Below are 18,721 nucleotides of genomic sequence, written 5' to 3'. Positions count from 1 at the left end.
GTACCACGGCAGCGGCGCCAAACGCGGCCGGCCCCGCACTAAACCCGCCGCGGGTTAGACTGTCAGGCATCTCCCGACAACACAGTGTCAGGGATGTCTCCGGACCGTACATTTTCAATTGGCACTAGTGGCCCTATTTTCGGTTGGCGTTAACAGTTGGCCCAGACCGGATCGATGGATCGTCCCCGCCGGCCGTGGACCTGCTGGGTGAGGCGTTGCCGGACCTCGGTGAGCATGTCGTTGCCGAGCTTGACCAGGTGGAACGCGTCGACCGAGACCGCGGTGCGCGGAAGCCACATCCGCAATGCCTTGCGGAATGCGGCCGACGGGTCGATCGCAACAACCTGCACGCCCAGGCGCCACTCCAGCGGCCGGGCGAACAGCCAGTCCCCGACACCCTCACTGTCGCGGCCGTCCACGATCCCGAGGACCTGTCCGCTGTCCAGATCGACAATGGTGGTCATCCAAGGTTCGTATCGTTTCCAGGCCTTGGTGGCCGGGTCACGGAAGAACCGCACGGACCGGTAGCGGTGTTCGTCGATGCCGAGCATCCGCGGTGCCAGGGCGTCAACATTGGGCAGGGTCAGTGCCGCGGAGTCCAGGGCACGCTGGACCAGCCACCATGAGACACCGAACGAGGAGGCAGCCTCCGCTGCGGCTCTCCCCGATCCGATCACGGCGGCCACGAGTGCATCCCGGAGCCGGCGGGTAGACCGTGCCCGGCGCGGGACCTGGGCGGTTTCCTCGGTGAATGTCCTGCGCGGGCACAGGTACTCATCGCAGAAGAATCTCCGCTTGGCCCAGACCACTTCGACCGGACCGGCGACGGGGATGTCCCGCAGGCGTTGTGGCCGGCGTGAATGCACCCGGGTGCTGATCACTCCGCAGGACGGGCAGCCGGCCTCTGCGGTGGCATCGACATGGATCCGTCGTTGACCGAATGCGAGGATCTCGGTGCCGGTGACGCGGTAGTCGGGCAGGTTGAAGATGGCGGTGGCAGCATCGGGGCGCGGGGAAGTAGGCTCGATCAAGGCTCGTAGCTCCTGACTCTTGATGAATGCGTAGAGAACATCCATCACAGCAGGGCTACGAGCCCTTCAGCTTTCAAGACACGGAACCTGTTTCACCATCAACCACGAAGAGCCGCGAAACGCTAAGGGACCACCACCAAGCACCCTGACTGAGGGCATGGGAGCGGTCATGAGCGGAAGCGACAATCAATCTTATTAACCCACTCGTACAGAGGACTATCTAGTCGCCTGTCGGGAATCGAGGTTGAGGGAATGTGCCGCACGTTCTTCGTCGCTGGCGAACCGTTGCCCGAGTTGCTTAGCAGGATTACCGCCAACTATTGCATAAGCAGGCACGTCCTTGGTAACCACAGCACCGGCCGCGACGATAGCTCCTTCTCCGATTGACAGGCCGCTGAGGACGACACTCGCCCCACCTATCCAGACGTCCCGACCGATCGCCACCCTATCGCGTTGGGTCCCGGCGCGTTCCGATGCCCGTGTCGCTTCGCACATAGGGACGCCGATTTCGTCAATTGCATGATCATCTCGTCCAACTATTTGAACGCCCATTCCTATCAACGTAAAATCCCCGATCTCTCCGTCGACCTGAATGATCGAGCGGGGGCCAATCGAGACGCCATGCCCTATTACGAGGCCATGGGGAGAACTAATGACAGATCCACGCCCTGCCCGCAGCCCCACACCAAATGTGACGTTCTCGTGGACAGCTAATTTCCTGGACAAGGCTCGAATGATTCTGACAAAAGGACGGGGCAACCCAGTGCTCTTTTCAGTATTACTAGTCATCAGAATGTCTCCCAACAGTGTGATCTCCGTGCTCGCTGTCCTGGAGAGCATGGCAAATTCCATCCGCCATCGATTCAGCGGAATAGCGGCTTCGTGTGTATTCCGAAACCTGAACATCGGGAACATGGCTGCGCCGGATCCAAGCATCCGCAATGGCGGCAGCCAGCGCTTCGGGCGAATCTGACTTAAACCAGGTAACTCCCCCGGATTCTGCGAGCTCTATCTCCGGCGAGTGTGGTTCCGCATCTGCAATGATCATCGGCACACCAAAGCCGAGACTCTGAGTCAATCCCAAGCCTGCGAATCCTGGCGACACGCTGCAGAATGCCTTTGAATACGAGGAACGAAGGCTATCAACACCGTCGACCCAACCGTCGAAGAACACTCGGTCGCTGATACCTAGACGACTTACCAGCTGCTGGAGAGACTGCTCTGCATGCCCACCTCCAATCAGCCGCAGTCGGACGGAAGGATTGGACCGCGCCGCGATTGCAAAACCTTGAACTAGAAGACTCACTTTCTTGGCCTCCACAAAGCGGCCAACATAGATTATCTCGTTCTTTTCACTTTCCGCAGTTCCGGGAAAAGGAACCATATCCGCCTTGCGATACAGCGAATTTGGGGCGACCCAGACTGCACTATTGGGCAGATCTTCTATGGCCTTCTTCCTGTCACTGTAGGTATAAGAAATTGTTCCCTGGGCAAGTTTTCTCATAGCTAGCCGTAGCTTTGCGCTTCGCGCGCCAGCTCCGGCCTGCGGATGGATATGGCCCCAAACTAGAGTTCTCTTGGCCAGAGCCCGTCTCGCCAGCAGCACAACCCAGGCGGTAAGGCTTCTAGGATTGAGGTCGACGACGACTGAACCTGCAGTCAAGACATTTAGGCTGGAACTCAATTGCACGAAAACACGATTCCGAAATAGGCGGATCATGCTAACTCGCTGATAGTAGTCCTTCGGGATGCCTGTCTTAACCGTAGGGTCCAGATGCGCATCACTTACGAATAACTTGACAGACCCACCGAGCCGTTCCTTGACGAGCTGAATGCATTCAAGGCGATAGGCCGGCAATACCGCCAAAAAGAGAACAAATTCTTGATTACTGGAGGCTTTCACCGATGTACCCCCGCCGGCCCAACTGCTTGAAGCTCACGGACTTTGAGCCCAATCTGCCAGTAGTACGTTGACAAAGCGACGGCGTAATCGAATCCCGCTCGCCCATCTCGAAGGCCGCCTCGCAAGATATATGAATACAGAAAGAACGCAAGCGGTTTAAGTGGCACAGAGTCGAAGATTCTTCCTTGGAGACTCCGCTTCTTCCTCGTCGCTTCCTTGGTATGCGGCTGCGTCCGCAGATACGCTTCCCAGTCTGAGTAGCGGTTGTGCCTATCGAACCAGGTTCGGACTGGATCTTTATCATCGTGTAGGAGCCGTCCGGATATCCTGTGGACTTTGCCGGAAACTTCAGGTTGATAGTGCCCCTCAAGCTCACCCATTCCTGGCGCACTCAGGTCATCTATTTCCGGAAACCGCACAAAGTTCCGATTCAGAAGAGCTCGCTTGACGACGCGGTGGCCATATTTCAGTGGACGCCCCGCAAAAACGTAGTCCAGCTCGATGTCGCAGGCCGCGATCTGCGAGGCTCCCTCAGAGGAAATTAAGGAATCGATCGACTCCAATAGCTCAGGGGTGGGCGTCTCATCAGCGTCTAAGAACAGAATCCATTCGTTCTTAGTGGCGAGGTTGTCCAGCTGCCACTGCTTCTTCTTCGGATAACGGCCATTCCATGTAAAGTTAACCACTTCTACACCAAGCCCAGAACATATGCCTTTGGTTCCGTCAGTGCTATTAGAATCAACCACTATGACCTCACTGAAGGCCGTCAAATTTCTAAGACAATGACCAATTCCGACTTCTTCATTTTTCGTTTGAACAAGAACGGTAACTGGTAGTTTAGAAGAATCCATCACACACTGTCCTTAGCGGATTTAGCAGGTCAAAGTAGACCTAAGCAATATAAAAAGTTGTTGCAAGCTAGCAGCTCTTTGATTTATTAGTCATCGGTGAAACGCCGCCCTTGGACACTTGCGGATTCGGAACCCACGATCGTATTTGCTGGAATATCCGACGACACCACGGTCATGGGTTTGATCAAGGAAGAATCTCCTACTGTGACACCCCCCGTTACGAGGCATCTGGTAGTTATCCAGACTCCATCACCGATCCTGACCGGCTTTGTTATTAAGGCCATATCGCGCCTGTGAGCGTGACTTCCCGTCGTGATCATGGTTTCCTGCGAAATGACGGTGTCATGACCGATGACGACTTCGTCTTGGTTATGAATCCAAACTCCTTCTCCGAGCCAGGATCGGTCCCCGATTTTCAATTTCCACGGGAACTTTATTCTTGTCCGAGGTCGGATAATCACGCCTCCCCCTATCTCAGCGCCAAAAAGACGCAGGACCGAGGCTCGTATCCGAGAACTCACTTGCCAGGGGTTGGTTACAAAGATCAGTTCGACAGCTGCCCACAGATACACCACCGACTTTGGCCTACCCCATGACGACTGCTCCCCCGGTGCGCGAGAAAGGTCTATGACCTTTTTTGACATGCTCATTTGGAACCCATCGCCGTTCATTTCCTCCCCAATAGGACCACGCCTTGCCGCGACAGGGACGTTCCGCGCTGCAGCCGAGTCGCTCCGCACTATTCTTACACTTGTGACTCGATCAAAACTGCGCATAACCATCGTCGGCCTCAACTACGCCCCTGAGCCAACCGGCAACGCTCCGTACACCACGAGTCTTGCAGAGGGCCTAGCTGCGGCCGGTCATGAAGTGCGCGTTGTAACCGGGTACCCTCACTATCCGGAGTGGACCCTAAGAGAGGGGTACTCGGGCTGGGAAAGCAGCGAGATTATTAACGGAGTCCACGTGAACCGCCTTCGGCATCATGTTCCCCGAGCGCCATCATCGTTGGGGCGCATACACATGGAACTGAGCTTCGGCGTACGTCTCTTGTTCGCACCTTGGCACAAGCCCGATGCTGTCCTTGTCGTCAGCCCAGCACTCTTCTCAAGCGCCCTTGCGATCCTCCGCGTTCGGCTTCGTCCCAACAGGCCTGCTGTAGGAATTTGGATTCAAGATTTGTACAGCAGGGGCGTCATAGAAACCGGTACCGGCGGCAGCGGACTGGCTCGATTGGCCGCCTCAGTCGAGTCGCTGATACTCCGATCAGCAGACGGTGTGGCTGTGATACACGACCGTTTCAAGCATTACATCGTGCGCGACTTGGGCCTACCCGCCAACGATGTCAGGGTGATCAGGAATTGGACTCACTTGCCCGCGGCGCCGACTCAGGGACTTGACGAGATCCGCTCGAAGCTCGGTTGGGATCCGAAAGACATTGTCGTGCTGCATGCCGGCAACATGGGCAAGAAGCAAGGGCTAGAAAATGTAATCGAAGCTGCCCGAATTGCCGAAGTTGCTGGAAGTAGAGTTCGGTTCGTCTTAATGGGCGACGGCAATCAAAGACAACGTCTTGAACTAGCCGCAACTGGAGTCTCAACAGTTACGTTCGTGGACCCCCTCCCCGATCTGGAGTTCCAATGCGCGTTAGCTGCTGCAGACGCGTTGTTAGTCAATGAACTGCCTGGAGTAAGAGATATGGCTGTGCCCAGCAAACTCACTTCATACTTCAACGCAGGTGTGCCCGTCATAGCGGCAACTGACGAGGGTAGCGTGACCGCTTTCGAGATCGAAAGCTCAGGCGGAGGCGTCAGGGTCGATGCTGCCGACCCAAGCGCACTCGTATCGACAGCGGAGGCCATTGGTCTAGACCCCATGACAGCGGCCCGTTTGGCGGAGAATGGCCTGCGTTTTAGGCATGAAATATTGTCAGAGGCATCCGCCGTTGCGCACTATGATGATTTCATCACGAGTCTGGCAACGTCGCGCGGCCGATAGGTCGGGCGACTCTTTCTTTGCCACATACTTCTATATTTGGGGGGTTCCTATGACCAAGCGCGCACTCATTACTGGAATTACTGGACAGGATGGTTCATACCTTGCCGAACTCCTGCTCTCGAAGGGCTACGAGGTTCACGGTCTCATCCGCCGGGCCTCCACCTTCAACACCGCGCGTGTAGACCACCTGTACGTCGACCCACACGATCCTCAAGCCAAGCTCTTCCTTCACTACGGCGACCTGAGCGACGGTGCACGTCTGGTGACCCTGCTCGCAGACATTAAGCCGGACGAGGTCTATAACCTCGCGGCACAGTCTCACGTCAGGGTTTCATTTGATGAACCGGAGCACACCGCGGACACGACGGGTGTCGGAACGATCCGGCTCTTGGAGGCAGTCCGCATGTCCGGAATCGAAACGAAGTTCTATCAGGCATCCTCGTCTGAAATGTTTGGAGCAACGCCCCCTCCTCAGAATGAAGACACGCCGTTCTACCCGCGGTCGCCTTACGGCGCTGCAAAGGTATACAGCTACTGGATCACAAAGAATTATCGTGAGGCCTACGGGATGTTTGCGGTCAACGGCATCCTCTTCAACCACGAATCTCCTCGTCGCGGCGAAACGTTCGTCACGCGCAAGATCACACGCGCGGTCGCAGCCATCAAGGCTGGAAAGCAGGACCTGTTGTACATGGGTAACCTGGACGCAGTGCGCGACTGGGGCTACGCGGCCGAGTACGTCGAAGGCATGTGGCGCATGCTCCAGGCCGACGAACCCGACGACTTTGTCCTTGCGACCGGCGGCAACTACACCGTGCGCGACTTCCTCCAGATCTCCTTTGAACACGCTGGATTGAACTGGGAAAACCACGTTCGCTTCGACGAGCGCTACCTCCGCCCGACCGAAGTTGATGCGCTGGTTGGCGATGCGTCCAAGGCCCAGGAAAAGTTGGGCTGGAAGGCCTCCGTTCATACGCCAGAGCTCGCACGCATCATGGTGGACGCTGACATTGAAGCGCTCAAGCACGCCGGAAACCACTGGATCGACACCGTTCGCCTCGACAGCTGGAAGAACTAATGGTTGCGGACATCGATTTCGTTCCAGCGCGCCTCGACCGTTCGGCTAGGTTCTACGTTGCTGGCCACCGCGGCCTGGTCGGTTCAGCGATCTGGCGGAAACTCCAAAGCGAAGGCTTCGGGGACCTCGTTGGACGCACCTCGGCGGACCTCGATCTGAAGAACCGCGACGACGTTTTCACCTTCTTTTCCGAGAGTAAGCCACGATACGTCGTCCTTGCTGCGGCAAAGGTGGGAGGCATCCTCGCTAACAGCACCTATCCAGTGGATTTCCTTAGCGATAACCTACGCATCCAGGTAAATGTTCTCGATGCCGCCCGGGAAAACGGGGTCGAAAGACTGCTGTTTCTCGGCTCATCGTGTATTTACCCCAAATTTGCTGAGCAACCGATCCGAGAAGATTCGCTGCTCACCGGTCACCTGGAGCCGACGAATGACGCCTATGCAATAGCTAAAATCGCAGGCATCATGCAGATTCAGGCGATCCGCCGACAGTACGGCCTTCCTTGGATATCGGCGATGCCGACCAATCTTTATGGCCCGGGCGACAACTTCTCACCTAATGGGTCGCATGTACTTCCCGCCCTCATCCGCCGATACGACGAAGCGGCCAGGTCTGGGGTTGAGGCTGTAACAAACTGGGGAACCGGGTCCCCGCGGCGAGAATTCCTTCATGTTGATGACATGGCCTCCGCCTGCCTTCACTTGTTGGAGAACTACGATGGGCCTTCGCAGGTCAACGTTGGGACCGGAACCGACGTCACGATCAAGGAACTAGCGACCCTCGTGGCTGAGGCTGTTGGATATCGAGGAGACATCTCGTGGGATGCCTCGAAGCCTGACGGTACGCCGCGAAAATTGCTGGACGTATCGAAGCTGACAGAGGCCGGCTGGTCGGCTTCAATCGGACTCCAAGAAGGAATCCGCTCAACAACCAAGTGGTACCGGGAAAACCTCGCATCTCTTCGGGTTTAATCTCGTTGTCCATCACGCCGTAGTTTCGGCGGGTTCGCTTTGAATTGGGGGAAACTTGATGCCTGCGGGCGTTGATTGGCGTACACGATCTTCCCGCCTTCTGGGCGTCGTTGATGGGTTCGTCGTCGTTTGGGCTGTTGTTGGGGCCTTTATTATCCGTTTCGGCTTTGAACCAGATTTTGTGGTCGCTGGCCAAGAATTTACTTACGCCTGGCTTTCCGTGGCACTCGCCGTCGTCTGGTGGCTGATGCTCGGAGCTTGGAACAGCCGGCAGAGCCGCGTTCTCGGCGCCGGACCAGACGAATATAAGCGCGTCGCCGCCGCTTCGCTCTGGCTGTTCGGGCTGGTGGCAATTGTCTCGTATGTTTTCCGCGTCGACACGGCAAGGGGATACGTCGGCGTTGCGCTTCCCGTGGGGCTGTTGGGCCTGCTCATAGGACGCTGGCTGATCAGGCAGCACCTCAACATTAATCGGCAGCGCGGTCACAGCATGTCTCGACTGCTTCTTCTCGGGGGGCCGAGCGCCGTCGCACATCTGGCGGCTTCCCTCGACGGGGCTAAGCATGCCGGCTACCTCCCCATAGCGGCGTATATGCCGGGCGCCCCCGACGGGCAAACGTTCGAGGGGGACTCTGGGCTGCCGGTACTGGGCCGCAAGTCTGACGCGCGCTCAATAATTGAGGCTATCGAGTCCTGCGGCGCGGACGCAGTTGCTGTATCCGCTGGGGTCCAACTGCACCCCCAGACGCTGAGGCATCTGGGATGGGAGTTGGCTTCCCGCAATGTGGGACTAATCATGGCGCCGGCGCTCACCGACATCGCAGGACCAAGGATCCATACGCAGCAGGTTGCCGGGCTTCCTCTCATTCATGTAACAACTCCAACTCTCGAGGGCGGGCAGCGGGTTGCCAAACGCCTGTTCGACATCATCGTCTCGGGCACTTTGATAGTCCTCACGGCACCCATCATGGTGATCGTCGCCCTCCTGGTCACAGCCGAGAGCCGGGGACCAGTGCTTTTTCGGCAAGTACGCGTCGGCATCGAAGGAACGCATTTCAACATGCTCAAGTTCCGCTCAATGGTAGTCAATGCAGAGGAAAAGCTTGCCGAGCTGTCACATCGCAATGAGGGCAACGGGATTCTTTTCAAAATCAAGAACGATCCCCGGATCACCCGTGTAGGTCGCGTCCTTCGCAAATTCAGCTTGGACGAGCTTCCCCAGCTATTCAACATTCTGGCGGGTTCCATGAGCCTTGTCGGACCGCGACCGCCTCTGCCGCGTGAAGTCGAAGCCTACGAGCAAGACGTACGGCGCAGGCTGTTGGTGAAGCCCGGCCTGACGGGACTTTGGCAGGTCAGCGGCCGCTCGAATCTTTCTTGGCAGGATTCTGTTCGTCTGGATCTTTACTACGTGGAGAACTGGTCATTGGCCGGCGACCTGATAATCATATTGCGGACCGTCCGCGCTGTATTTCACAGCACCGGCGCCTACTAATACGTCCCCACGCGGACAACGGCCCTCTTGGGGAAGGAAATATCATCATGCGGATTTCAGTAATTGGTTGCGGATACCTGGGTGCTGTACACGCCGCCTGCATGGCGAAGCTCGGACATGAAGTTGTAGGCATCGACGTAGACGAGCGAAAAATCGTCGAACTCTCGGCAGCGCGGGCGCCCTTTTATGAACCGGGGCTAGAGGAGCTTCTTCGAGAAGTCCAGGAGACCGGCCGACTTTCTTTTACAACCGACATGTCGGCTGCAGCCGGTAGCGACGTCCACTTCATCTGCGTGGGTACGCCACAGAAGAAAGGCGAAAACGGCGCTGACATGACGTATGTCGACGCTGCCGCTTCCGCACTGTTGCCGTATTTAACGCCCGGAGCCATAGTTGTGGGCAAGTCCACCGTTCCCGTGGGCACAGCTGCCCGATTGGCGCAGCTGGTTCAGGACCAGGAACCCACTTCACACCTCGTTTGGAATCCAGAATTTCTCCGCGAAGGCCACGCGGTCGCGGACACTCTTCAGCCTGACCGATTCGTCTATGGCGTTCCAGATGGTTCCGAGGACCATCCCGCCGTCGCGATACTCGATGATGTGTACGCGTCTCCGTTGGCAACAGGGACTCCGCGGCTCGTCACGGATCACCCCACCGCGGAGCTGGTCAAGGCTGCAGCGAACTCTTTTCTGGCCACAAAGATCTCGTTCATTAATGCCATGGCCGAAGTCTGCGAGGCTTCAGGAGCAGATGTCACAAGGCTCGCGGACGCTATCGGCATGGATGACCGTATCGGCCGAAAGTTCCTCAACGCCGGAATCGGTTTTGGCGGCGGATGCCTCCCCAAGGACATCCGTGCGTTTATGGCCCGTGCGGGAGAACTCGGCGCGGATCAGGCACTAACGTTCCTGCGCGAGGTCGATGCCATCAACATGCGTCGTAGAACGCGAGTAGTAGAGCTTACGCGCGAGCTCTGTGACGGCACGCTACTTGGTAAGCGGATCACGGTCCTTGGCGCTGCCTTCAAACCTGAAAGCGACGATGTCAGGGATTCGCCGGCGCTTAGTATCGCCGCGCAGCTCCAGCTGCAGGGGGCCGTGGTGACGGTGACCGATCCGAAAGCGCTTCAGAATGCTGCAAAGCGATTCCCGGAGCTGCAGTTCGAACCAGAGATGTACGACGCGATTTCAAGTGCTGACGCCCTGCTTCTTCTGACCGAGTGGGAGCAATACCGAAACCTGGATCCGTACGCGCTCCTAAACCGAGTGAGTACGCCACGTATCCTCGACGGACGAAATGTACTGGACCCCGGGAAATGGCGGGCAGCCGGTTGGACCTACCGTGGACTGGGGCGGGCGTAGACGTGTCAGGTTCTCAGGTCGCAGATTCCGCTGCAAGTGGCCTAGACGCCAACCCACCAAGGCCGCGCCGCCGTCGACTTCTGCTCGCGGCCATGTGGCTGACCGTGGTGGCGGTCCTGGTGTTAGCGAGCGCGGCATGGCTCGGGTTCAAGGCGACCGCCATCAGTACTGAACTGGATGCGGCGAACCGACTAGTTCCGCAGCTCCGGGACGACGTACTTCGGGACGACTCAACCGGAGCAGTTACGACTGCCACAGATCTTCAGGAACATACTTCAAGAGCCCGCGAGGCGGCCGCTGACCCACTCTGGACGATGGCTGGGGCCATACCCTGGTTCGGAACCAACTTCCAAGCCACCAGCGAGGTCGCTACATCGGCTGACGACGTCGCTAAGCTCGGAGCCGCCCCTCTGGTGAGCATCTTCAAGACGCTCGACTGGAAGTCTCTAGTGCCGAACGGACGGGGACTGGACCTAAATCCGCTAGCCACTGCACAACCCAAGCTCGCGTCTGCCGCTCAAGCCGTGCGCCAGTCGTCGGACCGACTGAATGCCATTAACGCCGACGCGTTGTTGCCACAGATTTCAGCCCCACTTATCCAGGCCCGAGAACAACTCAGTGCGTTGCGCGACGGTCTCGACTCCGCCGCCGACGCGTCCAACGTGCTGCCGGCGATGATGGGCGAGCAATCCTCGCGGCGGTACCTCTTGCTCATCCAGAACAACGCCGAGGCACGCGCTACGGGCGGCATTCCTGGTGCCCTGGCTGTTCTAAACGTTGCCAAAGGAAAGCTCTCCCTAGATTCCCAAACCAGCGCAAGCGCCATGGGGACCTTTGATCCGGTGGTGAGCGTGGATCCTGAGCAGAGTCGTATCTATTCCGCACGCCTCGGCAAATTCATGCAGGACGTCAATCTCACTCCTGACTTCCCGACCGCTGCCCAGACCGCGCAAGCCATGTGGAAAACAGAAAAAGGCGAGCAACTAGATGGTGTTCTTTCGATAGACCCCGTTGCACTCGGCTACATACTTGACGCCACAGGCCCGGTCCACATTAGCGATCCGCTAATGCGGGAGGTCGCCCGTGACGGTCTGCCCACGGAACTCACTGCAAAGAACGTGGTTCCTACATTGCTTTCAGATGTCTACTCGAAAATCCCCGAGCCTGATATGCAGGATGTGTACTTCGCCGGTGTCGCCCAGGAAATCTTCACAAAGCTCTCAGCCGGAAGTGGCGATACCAAGAAACTCATCGAAGGACTAGCTCGTGGCGCGTCCGAACGCAGAATCCTCCTTTGGTCCTCCAAAGCCGATGAGGAATCTGTAATCACTCGATACCCGTTGGGCGGCTCAATCACTGGCGCTAGTATTTCCCCGGCGCAGTTCGGTGTCTACTTCAACGACGGTACAGGCGCAAAAATGGATTACCACGTGAAGAGGACTGTGCAGCTCATCAAGGAGTGCCCGGCTGACGGCTATTCCCAGGTGAAGTTGCGCATTACGGGCACTAATACGGCCCCCAAGGACGCCGCAACATCCCTGCCCGAATACGTGACTGGTGGCGGCGCCTTCGGCGTCCCGGCAGGAAGCGTCCAGACGAACATAGTCGCCTACGGGCCCGTCCAGGCCAATGTGGAAAGCGCAGTTATTGACGGTAAGAAGGCCGGTTTTTCGTCTCAGCAGCACAGCGGTCGCCCAGTTGGCTCAACAACAGTTACCCTCGCACCCGGGCAAAGCATCACCGTCGATCTTACGTTCGGAAAAATTGTGCAGCATACCGAGCCGAAACTGGCCGTGACGCCCACAGTTCAGCCGCTGAAGGACGTCGTTTTGGATACGGTCTCAGAAAACTGCGTTCCGCCTGCGTAGCCATCCCATTAACAGTATGTAAAGTGTCTGGATTCACTTTGGAGTGACCCCTACTAGGGTGATAACCTCTCTTTGGGCAAGACAACGAGATTCACCCCACGGTCACATGGGGATGGGGAATCTCCACAATAATGTGACATCCGTGTAAAAGGTCTCAGGGGGACAAATTGAAGAAGTCTATTGCTGCGCTCGCGCTCGCAGGCACCATCGTGCTCACCGCGGCCGTACCGGCCATGGCCACCACTAACTACCCGGCGCCGCCGGCCAACTCTGCCGTTTCTGACGGCGTCGTCGGCCCAGGCGAATCCTTTACTTTCTCCGGCCGGGGCTTCCTGGCTGGCGAACGACTTATCATCCGCGTCACACCTGGCGCGCGTCCGGCGTCCACCGGCGCAAGCATTGCCGGCGGAGCAAGCCGTTCAGTACCCAGCAAGATCAATGTTGTTTTGGCCGCCCAGGAGTTCAGCGCGACCGCCGACGCAAACGGTGCATTCGCTATTCCGCTGACCCTCAGCGAAGCTGGCGTCTACACGCTGACTGCAACTGGTGTAACTTCCGGCAAGGTCGCAACCCAGACGATAACCGTCGAAGGCGCAGCCGGTAACTCCGGTGCAGGCCTCTCCAACACCGGCGCCAACGGCGCTGGCCTGGCCAACACCGGTGCTGACTCCAGCCTCATCCTGTGGTCACTCGTCGGTGGCGGCGCACTGGTAGCTGGCGCTGCCTCGGTGGTCGTCGTTCGCCGCCGTGCAAACGCTGATGCTTCCGCATAAGCACTAGGTACCAAAAGCTCTAAAAGAGGCGGTTGGTTCTCCGGATTTCCGGAAGACCAACCGCCTCTTGCTTTTCATACACGACCGAGCAACAAACGAATAATGCCCGCCGCAAGACTTCGCGACGGGCATTTTTCGTTGGACTTGTTTGCTTAGCCGTTGAATTCCTTCATCCAGGACTTCAGGTCCTCCCCGAATTCCGCGCGTTCCGACGCCAACGTGATCACGGCTTTCAGGTAGCTGAGCTTGTCACCAGTGTCATACCGCCGGCCGCGGAAGACGACGCCGTAAACACCCGAGCCCTCCCCGTCGCCGGCCGCCAGCGTCTGAAGAGCATCGGTCAGTTGGATTTCGCCACCACGGCCAGGTTCCGTCTTCTCCAGAACGTCGAACACGGCCGGGTGCAACACGTAGCGGCCAATAACAGCCAGATTCGATGGAGCCTCGTCAACGGACGGCTTCTCCACCAAGCTATTGACGCGGACGTAGTCCTCGCCGGCGATCGCCGAGATGTCGGCGCAGCCGTAGGCACTGATCTGGGACGGCTCCACCTCGATAAGTGCAATCACCGAACCGCCGGTCTTAGCCTGGACATCCATCATGGTGGTCAGAAGCTCGTCCCGCTCGTCGATGATGTCGTCACCCAGCAGGACAGCAAACGGCTCGTCCCCGACGTGCTGGCGGCCGCACAGGACGGCGTGCCCCAGGCCCTTGGGCTCACCCTGGCGAACGTAGTGGATAGGTCCCAGGCCGGAAGCGTGCCGGACGGCGTCCAGACGCGTCTGGTCGCCCTTGAGCTCCAAGGTACGCTCCAGGGCAGGTGCACGGTCAAAGTGATCCTCCAGCGCCCGCTTATTGCGGCCGGTGATCATCAGCACGTCCGTCAGGCCGGCCTTCACGGCTTCCTCGACGACGTACTGAATGGCCGGCGCATCCACCACCGGCAGCATTTCCTTCGGCATGGCCTTGGTGGCGGGCAAAAACCGCGTGCCCAGGCCGGCTGCCGGAATAACTGCCTTACGAACTGATTTCCCCAATGTAGTCATGGACGAACTCTATAAATTGACTCGAAAAATGCGAAATTTCGTGCTCAAGATTTCGGTCCCGCGTACTGGCTCGCGTAGCTTCGTAGGTATGGGTAAATGGGGGCAGTCAAACGCAGAACGCGTAACGCGCGTGCTGTTGGCTGTGTACCTGGTGGGGCTTGCTGGAGTGGCCTTTTGGCCAACGCCTGTGGACCGTCCCGTCGCGGGCCGGCTCCAGACGGTTCTGTTTGCCCTCCACCACTCAGGGCTTCCCGTCCTGATTAATTACAGCTTCGTGGAATTCGCGTCCAACATCCTCATGTTCGCCCCCATCGGGGCTCTTGCAGCACTGGCGTTTCCAGCGTTCCCCCGCGGACGGATTGTCCTCGCCGCGTTCTTGGCGTCCACTGCGATGGAACTGGGGCAGCTGCATTTCCTGCATGACCGCGTACCGAGCGCGATGGATATTGTGGCGAATACCAGTGGGGCCATGCTGGGGCTTTGGGTGCTGGGTTTGGTGGAGAGCTGGTTTCGACAAGCTCAACCAGCGGATTAGCCTTTGAACTGCGGCTCGCGCTTTTCCTGGAACGCCCGGAAGCCCTCCGCGTAGTCTTCGCTCTTGCACAGCCTTGCCTGCTCGGCGTTCTCCTCCTTCATGGAGTCCCACAGGCCCAGGCGCTGGTCGCGGATGTGCGCCACCAGCTCCTTGCTCGCCTTGAACGCTCCCGTTGCTCCGGTGGCCACCTTCGCCACGATGGCCCGGGTGGAGTCCAGCAGTTCGTCCGCAGGCATGGCACGGCTGAACATGCCCTTCGCCACAGCTTCGGCGCCGGTCATCAGTTCCGCCGTGTAGATCAGGTCCAGCGTCCGGTGCATGCCCAGCCGCTCCGTGAAGTACCAGTGCCCGCCCGAATCCAGCGTGGCGCCCAGCTTGGCGAACGGCGAACCGAACTTCGCGTTCTCCGCCACGTACACCACGTCCGTGGCCAGCAGCAGCCCCAAGCCCACTCCCAGGCAGGCGCCCTGGGCCGCGGCGAACGTCGGCGCGGGGAAGGAACCCATCTTCTGCAGCAGCGGCTGCACCAGCCCGCCCAGGTACGCCTCGGCGTCGTCGTTCTCCGGCGTCACGCCGGCGATGTCCCGGCCCGCGCAGAAGGCGCGTCCCTCTCCCCTGAGCAGCAGCGCCCGCACGTCACCGCGGGAGGCGGCGGCAGCGGCGTCGTCGTACGCCTGTGTTAAATCCCTGAGCGCTTGCTCGTCCAGGGAGTTCAGCTTGTACGGGGCGTTGAGGACCACTTCGGCGATGCCGTTGGCGATGGAGAGGGAGATCATGGAGGCTCCTAAGAGTTGAGACCGGGAAAACTACACGTCGAAGTCGACGGTGACTTCCTTGCTTGTGGGGTGGGACTGGCAGGTCAGGACGTAGCCCTTATCCAGTTCATCCTGCTCCAGCGCGTAGTTCTCGTCCATGGTCACCGTGCCGGTGACCAGCTTGGCGCGGCACGTGCCGCACACTCCCCCGGCGCACGCGAACGGCACGTCCGGGCGGACCCGCAGCGCCGCGTTGAGGATGGACTCGCGGGCGTGCGTGGGGCTGGCGACATCGCCCTGCAGGCCGTCCAGCTTGAACTTGATCTTGTAGGTGTCCGCCGAGGCGTCCTCGCTCACGGGCCGGCCGGCGTTGCCTTCGGGGCGGTCCGGCTTGCCGGAGGTGAACAGCTCGAAGCGGACGTGCTCGGGCTTCACGCCGCGCTCGGCCAGGGTGTCCCGGCACAGCTGCACCAGCTCGAACGGCCCGCACAGGAACCACTCGTCAACGTCGTCCGCGTGGATGGCGGTGCCCAGCAGCGCCCGGAGCTTCTCGGCGTCGATCCTGCCGCTCAGCAGCGGCGCGATCCGCTGCTCGCGGGACAGCACGTGGTGCAGCGCCAGGCGGCTCGGGTACCTGTCCTTCAGGTCCGCGAGCTCCTCCAGGAACATCACGTCCATGGCGGCCTTGTTGGCGTAGATGAGGTCGAACCGGGTGTCCGGGTTCGCGGCCAGCAGCGTGCGGGCAATCGCGATCACCGGAGTGATGCCGGAGCCCGCTGCTATCGCGACGAAGCTGCCCGGCTCCCCCGCCAGCTCCTCCGGGTGGTTCATGGAGTTCATGACGTTCTGCTCCACGGCCTGGCCGTCGCGGCCGTGCTTGGAGACGAACGCGCCCATGGGGCTCATCACCTCCAGGGTGTCGCCGGCCTTCAGATCCGCGTTGGCCCACGTGGAGAACAGGCCGCCCAGGTCCTTCTTGATGGCCACCCGGATCTCGCTGCTGCCGTCCGCGAAGCTCCGCGGCTCGGCGCAGATGGAGTAGCTGCGGCGGATTTCCTTCGGCTCGCCCGCCTCATCCGGCAGCGTGGTGCGCAGGGCCACGTACTGGCCCGGCAGGTAGTCGAAGTGCCCGGCGAGCTCGGCCGGCACCGCGAAGGTCACCTCGATGGCGTCCTCGGTGAGCCGGCGCACCTCCGCGACGGTGAGGGTGTGGAAGGACGGACGACGGCGGCCGGTGGCCTGCGCCTGTTCGGCGGCTGTCTGGCGGACAACGGGCATGGCAGATTCCTTACAGGACTTTGAAGTAGTCGAACGGTTCCTTGCAGTCCTGGCACACGTACAGCGCCTTGCAGGAGGTGGAACCGAAGCGGGTGAGTTCCTTGGTGTTCAGCGACGAGCACTGCGGGCACTTCACGGCCAGGCTGAGCCTTATGGGGCCGCTGTGGCCGCCTGCCGCAGCCTTGCCGCTGGGCGGGGCGATGCCGTACTCCTGCAGCTTGGCCTTGCCGGCGTCCGTCATCCAGTCCGTGGTCCACGCCGGGGCCAGCACCAGCTCCACGTGGACGCTGGGGTAGCCCTCCTTGCGGAAGGCGGCCTTCAGGTCGTCACGGATGGCGTCCATCGCCGGGCAGCCCGAGTACGTGGGCGTGATGGTGACCTGCACGGCGGGCACCATCCCGCCGTCGTCGAACAGCCGGACATGGCGCAGGATCCCGAGGTCCTCGATGGTGAGCACCGGGATTTCCGGATCGCACACCGTGGCGGCGACGGCCCACGCCTTCTCATCGGCGGTGGCCTCCGCGGACCGGTTGCCCGATTCCTGAACGTACACGGCAGTCACCAGCTTGCTCCGGGATGCTCCCGGGCCAGCACCTGCATCTCGGCGAGGATGTAGCCCAGGTGCTCGGAGTGCTTGCCGCGCCGCCCGCCGCCCGGCGCTGCCGGCGTCTGCGGCACCTCCAGCTCGGCCTCAGCCAGGACCTCGCCGGTGAGGCGGTCAAAGTCCGCCTGCAGGCTGGAAGGCTCGACGGCGGCCCCGGCTTCAGCCAGGCGCGTGGTCAGCTCGTCATCCGCGAAGAGCTCGCCCACATACGGCCAGACCAGCTTCAGGCCGTGGATCATCTTCTGCCGGGACACCTCGGTGCCCTGCGCCAGCCGGAGGATCCACTGGGCGCTGTGGTCGCGGTGGTAGTCCACTTCCTTCACGGCCTTGGCGGCGATGGCGGCCAGCGTGGCGTCCGTGGACTCGGTCAGCCGGCGGTACAGCTCGAACTGGTAGTAGCTCACAACGAACTGGCGCGCGATGGTGACCGCGAAGTCGCCGTTGGGCTGCTCGAACAGGTGGGCCGAGCGGAACTCGTGCTCGCGGCGGAAGTAGGCGAGATCGTCCTCGCTCTTCCCCCACGCTCCCCCGGCGTAGGTGAGGAAGGACCGGGCGTGGCCCAGCTGGTCCAGGCCGATGTTGCCCAGGGCCACGTCCTCCTCCAGCTCCGGGGCACGGGAGATCCAGTGGCCCAGGCGCTGGGCCAGGATGAGGGCGTCGTCGCCCAGGCGCAGCGCGTACTCGGCCACCTCCGCAGAGGGCTTTACCAGGCCGGTGCGGACCTCGAGCGCGATGTCCTCGGGGCGAAGCGCATTGCCCGGCGTGATGCGGGTGGCGCTGGCGGAGGAGTCGCCGCTGCCGGCCACGCCCACGGAGATGTCGCCGTGGCCTTGCGTTTCTGCGTGCGTTTCGGTGTGCGTTTCCGGAGGGGTCACAGGTGCTTCACCCCTTCGCTCTTGGTGTAGTACGTGGCGTGCCGGTAGTCCTTGCCCTGCGGCGACTCGAAGAACGAACCCTTCGCATCGGGATCGCTAGCGGCGATGGCATCGGCCGGGACCACCCAGATGGACACGCCCTCGTTGCGGCGGGTGTACAGGTCGCGGGCGTTGCGCAGGGCCATGGCGGCGTCCGGCGCGTGCAGGCTGCCCGCGTGCACGTGCGAGAGCCCGCGGCTGGACCGGACAAAGACCTCCCAGAGCGGCCAGACGCTGCGATGCATCGAGGCTGACTC

The 18,721-nt window shown here is 60.2% G+C and carries 18 protein-coding genes; 8 read left to right on the top strand and 10 right to left on the bottom strand.

Going from position 1 to position 18,721, the window contains the following annotated elements; translation table 11 throughout:
* Positions 1 to 149 precede the first annotated feature (149 nt).
* From ABFP37_RS13190 to ABFP37_RS13175, 4 genes are all read right to left on the bottom strand, one after another.
* On the bottom strand, positions 150 to 1,031 hold the full coding sequence (locus ABFP37_RS13190; protein ID WP_347033854.1) for an ISL3 family transposase: 882 nt from the start codon (positions 1,029 to 1,031) through the stop codon (positions 150 to 152).
* Between the two features lie 216 nt (positions 1,032 to 1,247).
* Complete coding sequence (locus tag ABFP37_RS13185) at positions 1,248 to 1,526, bottom strand: DapH/DapD/GlmU-related protein (RefSeq protein WP_347033857.1); 279 nt, start codon at positions 1,524 to 1,526, stop codon at positions 1,248 to 1,250.
* 286 nt (positions 1,527 to 1,812) lie between these two features.
* Complete coding sequence (locus ABFP37_RS13180; RefSeq protein WP_347033853.1) at positions 1,813 to 2,934, bottom strand: glycosyltransferase; 1,122 nt, start codon at positions 2,932 to 2,934, stop codon at positions 1,813 to 1,815.
* Positions 2,931 to 3,785, bottom strand: a complete 855-nt coding sequence (locus ABFP37_RS13175; RefSeq protein WP_347033856.1) for a glycosyltransferase family 2 protein — start codon at positions 3,783 to 3,785, stop codon at positions 2,931 to 2,933. The genes ABFP37_RS13180 and ABFP37_RS13175 overlap by 4 nt, the downstream gene beginning before the upstream one ends.
* A 627-nt stretch (positions 3,786 to 4,412) precedes the next feature.
* On the opposite strand from ABFP37_RS13175, the gene ABFP37_RS13170 reads away from it, so the two are divergent.
* From ABFP37_RS13170 to ABFP37_RS13140, 7 genes are all read left to right on the top strand, one after another.
* Positions 4,413 to 5,783 carry a glycosyltransferase gene (locus tag ABFP37_RS13170; RefSeq protein WP_347033852.1) on the top strand — a complete coding sequence of 457 codons (1,371 nt, stop codon included), beginning with the start codon at positions 4,413 to 4,415 and terminating at the stop codon, positions 5,781 to 5,783.
* 49 nt (positions 5,784 to 5,832) lie between these two features.
* Positions 5,833 to 6,861: a GDP-mannose 4,6-dehydratase gene (gmd, locus tag ABFP37_RS13165; RefSeq protein WP_347033851.1), complete on the top strand. Its 1,029-nt coding sequence runs from the start codon at positions 5,833 to 5,835 to the stop codon at positions 6,859 to 6,861.
* The gene (locus ABFP37_RS13160; protein WP_347033850.1) at positions 6,861 to 7,835 is read left to right on the top strand and encodes a GDP-L-fucose synthase; all 975 of its coding nucleotides are present in this window, start codon (positions 6,861 to 6,863) and stop codon (positions 7,833 to 7,835) included. The genes gmd and ABFP37_RS13160 overlap by 1 nt, the downstream gene beginning before the upstream one ends.
* A 58-nt stretch (positions 7,836 to 7,893) precedes the next feature.
* Complete coding sequence (locus ABFP37_RS13155; RefSeq protein ID WP_347033849.1) at positions 7,894 to 9,330, top strand: sugar transferase; 1,437 nt, start codon at positions 7,894 to 7,896, stop codon at positions 9,328 to 9,330.
* A gap of 47 nt (positions 9,331 to 9,377) precedes the next feature.
* Positions 9,378 to 10,691 (top strand): UDP-glucose/GDP-mannose dehydrogenase family protein, encoded by a 1,314-nt coding sequence (locus ABFP37_RS13150; protein WP_347033848.1) that lies wholly within the window; start codon positions 9,378 to 9,380, stop codon positions 10,689 to 10,691.
* A 413-nt stretch (positions 10,692 to 11,104) separates the two neighbouring features.
* The gene (locus tag ABFP37_RS13145; protein WP_347033847.1) at positions 11,105 to 12,559 is read left to right on the top strand and encodes a DUF4012 domain-containing protein; all 1,455 of its coding nucleotides are present in this window, start codon (positions 11,105 to 11,107) and stop codon (positions 12,557 to 12,559) included.
* A gap of 167 nt (positions 12,560 to 12,726) precedes the next feature.
* Positions 12,727 to 13,332: an LPXTG cell wall anchor domain-containing protein gene (locus tag ABFP37_RS13140; RefSeq protein WP_347033846.1), complete on the top strand. Its 606-nt coding sequence runs from the start codon at positions 12,727 to 12,729 to the stop codon at positions 13,330 to 13,332.
* Between the two features lie 152 nt (positions 13,333 to 13,484).
* Here the strand turns inward: ABFP37_RS13140 and galU are convergent, their stop codons facing one another.
* Positions 13,485 to 14,378, bottom strand: coding sequence for a UTP--glucose-1-phosphate uridylyltransferase GalU (gene galU / locus ABFP37_RS13135; protein ID WP_347033845.1), 894 nt, complete (start codon positions 14,376 to 14,378; stop codon positions 13,485 to 13,487).
* Here galU and ABFP37_RS13130 point away from each other — a divergent pair.
* Positions 14,377 to 14,913, top strand: coding sequence for a VanZ family protein (locus tag ABFP37_RS13130; protein ID WP_347033844.1), 537 nt, complete (start codon positions 14,377 to 14,379; stop codon positions 14,911 to 14,913). The two genes, galU and ABFP37_RS13130, sit on opposite strands and share 2 nt — an antisense overlap.
* On the opposite strand, the gene ABFP37_RS13125 is transcribed toward ABFP37_RS13130, so the two are convergent.
* Genes ABFP37_RS13125 through paaB form a run of 5 tightly spaced genes read right to left on the bottom strand, consistent with a single transcriptional unit; the run spans position 14,910 to position 18,709 of the window.
* The gene (locus ABFP37_RS13125; protein ID WP_347033843.1) at positions 14,910 to 15,689 is read right to left on the bottom strand and encodes an enoyl-CoA hydratase/isomerase family protein; all 780 of its coding nucleotides are present in this window, start codon (positions 15,687 to 15,689) and stop codon (positions 14,910 to 14,912) included. The two genes, ABFP37_RS13130 and ABFP37_RS13125, sit on opposite strands and share 4 nt — an antisense overlap.
* A gap of 30 nt (positions 15,690 to 15,719) precedes the next feature.
* A complete protein-coding gene (gene paaE / locus ABFP37_RS13120; protein ID WP_347033842.1) occupies positions 15,720 to 16,946 on the bottom strand; it encodes a 1,2-phenylacetyl-CoA epoxidase subunit PaaE in 1,227 nt (408 codons plus the stop codon).
* Between the two features lie 10 nt (positions 16,947 to 16,956).
* Entirely contained in the window at positions 16,957 to 17,508 is a 552-nt protein-coding gene (gene paaD, locus ABFP37_RS13115) for a 1,2-phenylacetyl-CoA epoxidase subunit PaaD (RefSeq protein ID WP_347033841.1), read from the bottom strand.
* Positions 17,505 to 18,425 (bottom strand): 1,2-phenylacetyl-CoA epoxidase subunit PaaC, encoded by a 921-nt coding sequence (paaC, locus tag ABFP37_RS13110; protein ID WP_347033840.1) that lies wholly within the window; start codon positions 18,423 to 18,425, stop codon positions 17,505 to 17,507. The genes paaD and paaC overlap by 4 nt, the downstream gene beginning before the upstream one ends.
* Positions 18,422 to 18,709: a 1,2-phenylacetyl-CoA epoxidase subunit PaaB gene (paaB, locus tag ABFP37_RS13105; protein ID WP_347033855.1), complete on the bottom strand. Its 288-nt coding sequence runs from the start codon at positions 18,707 to 18,709 to the stop codon at positions 18,422 to 18,424. The genes paaC and paaB overlap by 4 nt, the downstream gene beginning before the upstream one ends.
* Between the last annotated feature and the right edge of the window lie 12 nt (positions 18,710 to 18,721).

It is taken from the genome of Burkholderia sp. RS01 (genome assembly GCF_039748055.1).
Lineage (GTDB): Bacteria > Actinomycetota > Actinomycetes > Actinomycetales > Micrococcaceae > Arthrobacter.
The sequence above is the reverse complement of the archived record's forward strand: the minus strand, read 5'-3'. Positions and strand labels throughout refer to the sequence as shown.

What these genes read in the sequence shown, in the direction of transcription:
- paaE (WP_347033842.1), bottom strand. Translation starts at nt 16,946, where the DNA reads ATGCCCGTTGTCCGCCAGACAGCCGCCGAACAGGCGCAGGCCACCGGC.
- ABFP37_RS13150 (WP_347033848.1), top strand. Translation starts at nt 9,378, where the DNA reads ATGCGGATTTCAGTAATTGGTTGCGGATACCTGGGTGCTGTACACGCC.
- ABFP37_RS13155 (WP_347033849.1), top strand. Translation starts at nt 7,894, where the DNA reads ATGCCTGCGGGCGTTGATTGGCGTACACGATCTTCCCGCCTTCTGGGC.
- ABFP37_RS13170 (WP_347033852.1), top strand. Translation starts at nt 4,413, where the DNA reads ATGACCTTTTTTGACATGCTCATTTGGAACCCATCGCCGTTCATTTCC.
- ABFP37_RS13175 (WP_347033856.1), bottom strand. Translation starts at nt 3,785, where the DNA reads ATGGATTCTTCTAAACTACCAGTTACCGTTCTTGTTCAAACGAAAAAT.
- galU (WP_347033845.1), bottom strand. Translation starts at nt 14,378, where the DNA reads ATGACTACATTGGGGAAATCAGTTCGTAAGGCAGTTATTCCGGCAGCC.
- ABFP37_RS13160 (WP_347033850.1), top strand. Translation starts at nt 6,861, where the DNA reads ATGGTTGCGGACATCGATTTCGTTCCAGCGCGCCTCGACCGTTCGGCT.
- ABFP37_RS13125 (WP_347033843.1), bottom strand. Translation starts at nt 15,689, where the DNA reads ATGATCTCCCTCTCCATCGCCAACGGCATCGCCGAAGTGGTCCTCAAC.
- ABFP37_RS13185 (WP_347033857.1), bottom strand. Translation starts at nt 1,526, where the DNA reads ATGTGCGAAGCGACACGGGCATCGGAACGCGCCGGGACCCAACGCGAT.
- gmd (WP_347033851.1), top strand. Translation starts at nt 5,833, where the DNA reads ATGACCAAGCGCGCACTCATTACTGGAATTACTGGACAGGATGGTTCA.
- paaB (WP_347033855.1), bottom strand. Translation starts at nt 18,709, where the DNA reads ATGCATCGCAGCGTCTGGCCGCTCTGGGAGGTCTTTGTCCGGTCCAGC.
- ABFP37_RS13130 (WP_347033844.1), top strand. Translation starts at nt 14,377, where the DNA reads ATGGACGAACTCTATAAATTGACTCGAAAAATGCGAAATTTCGTGCTC.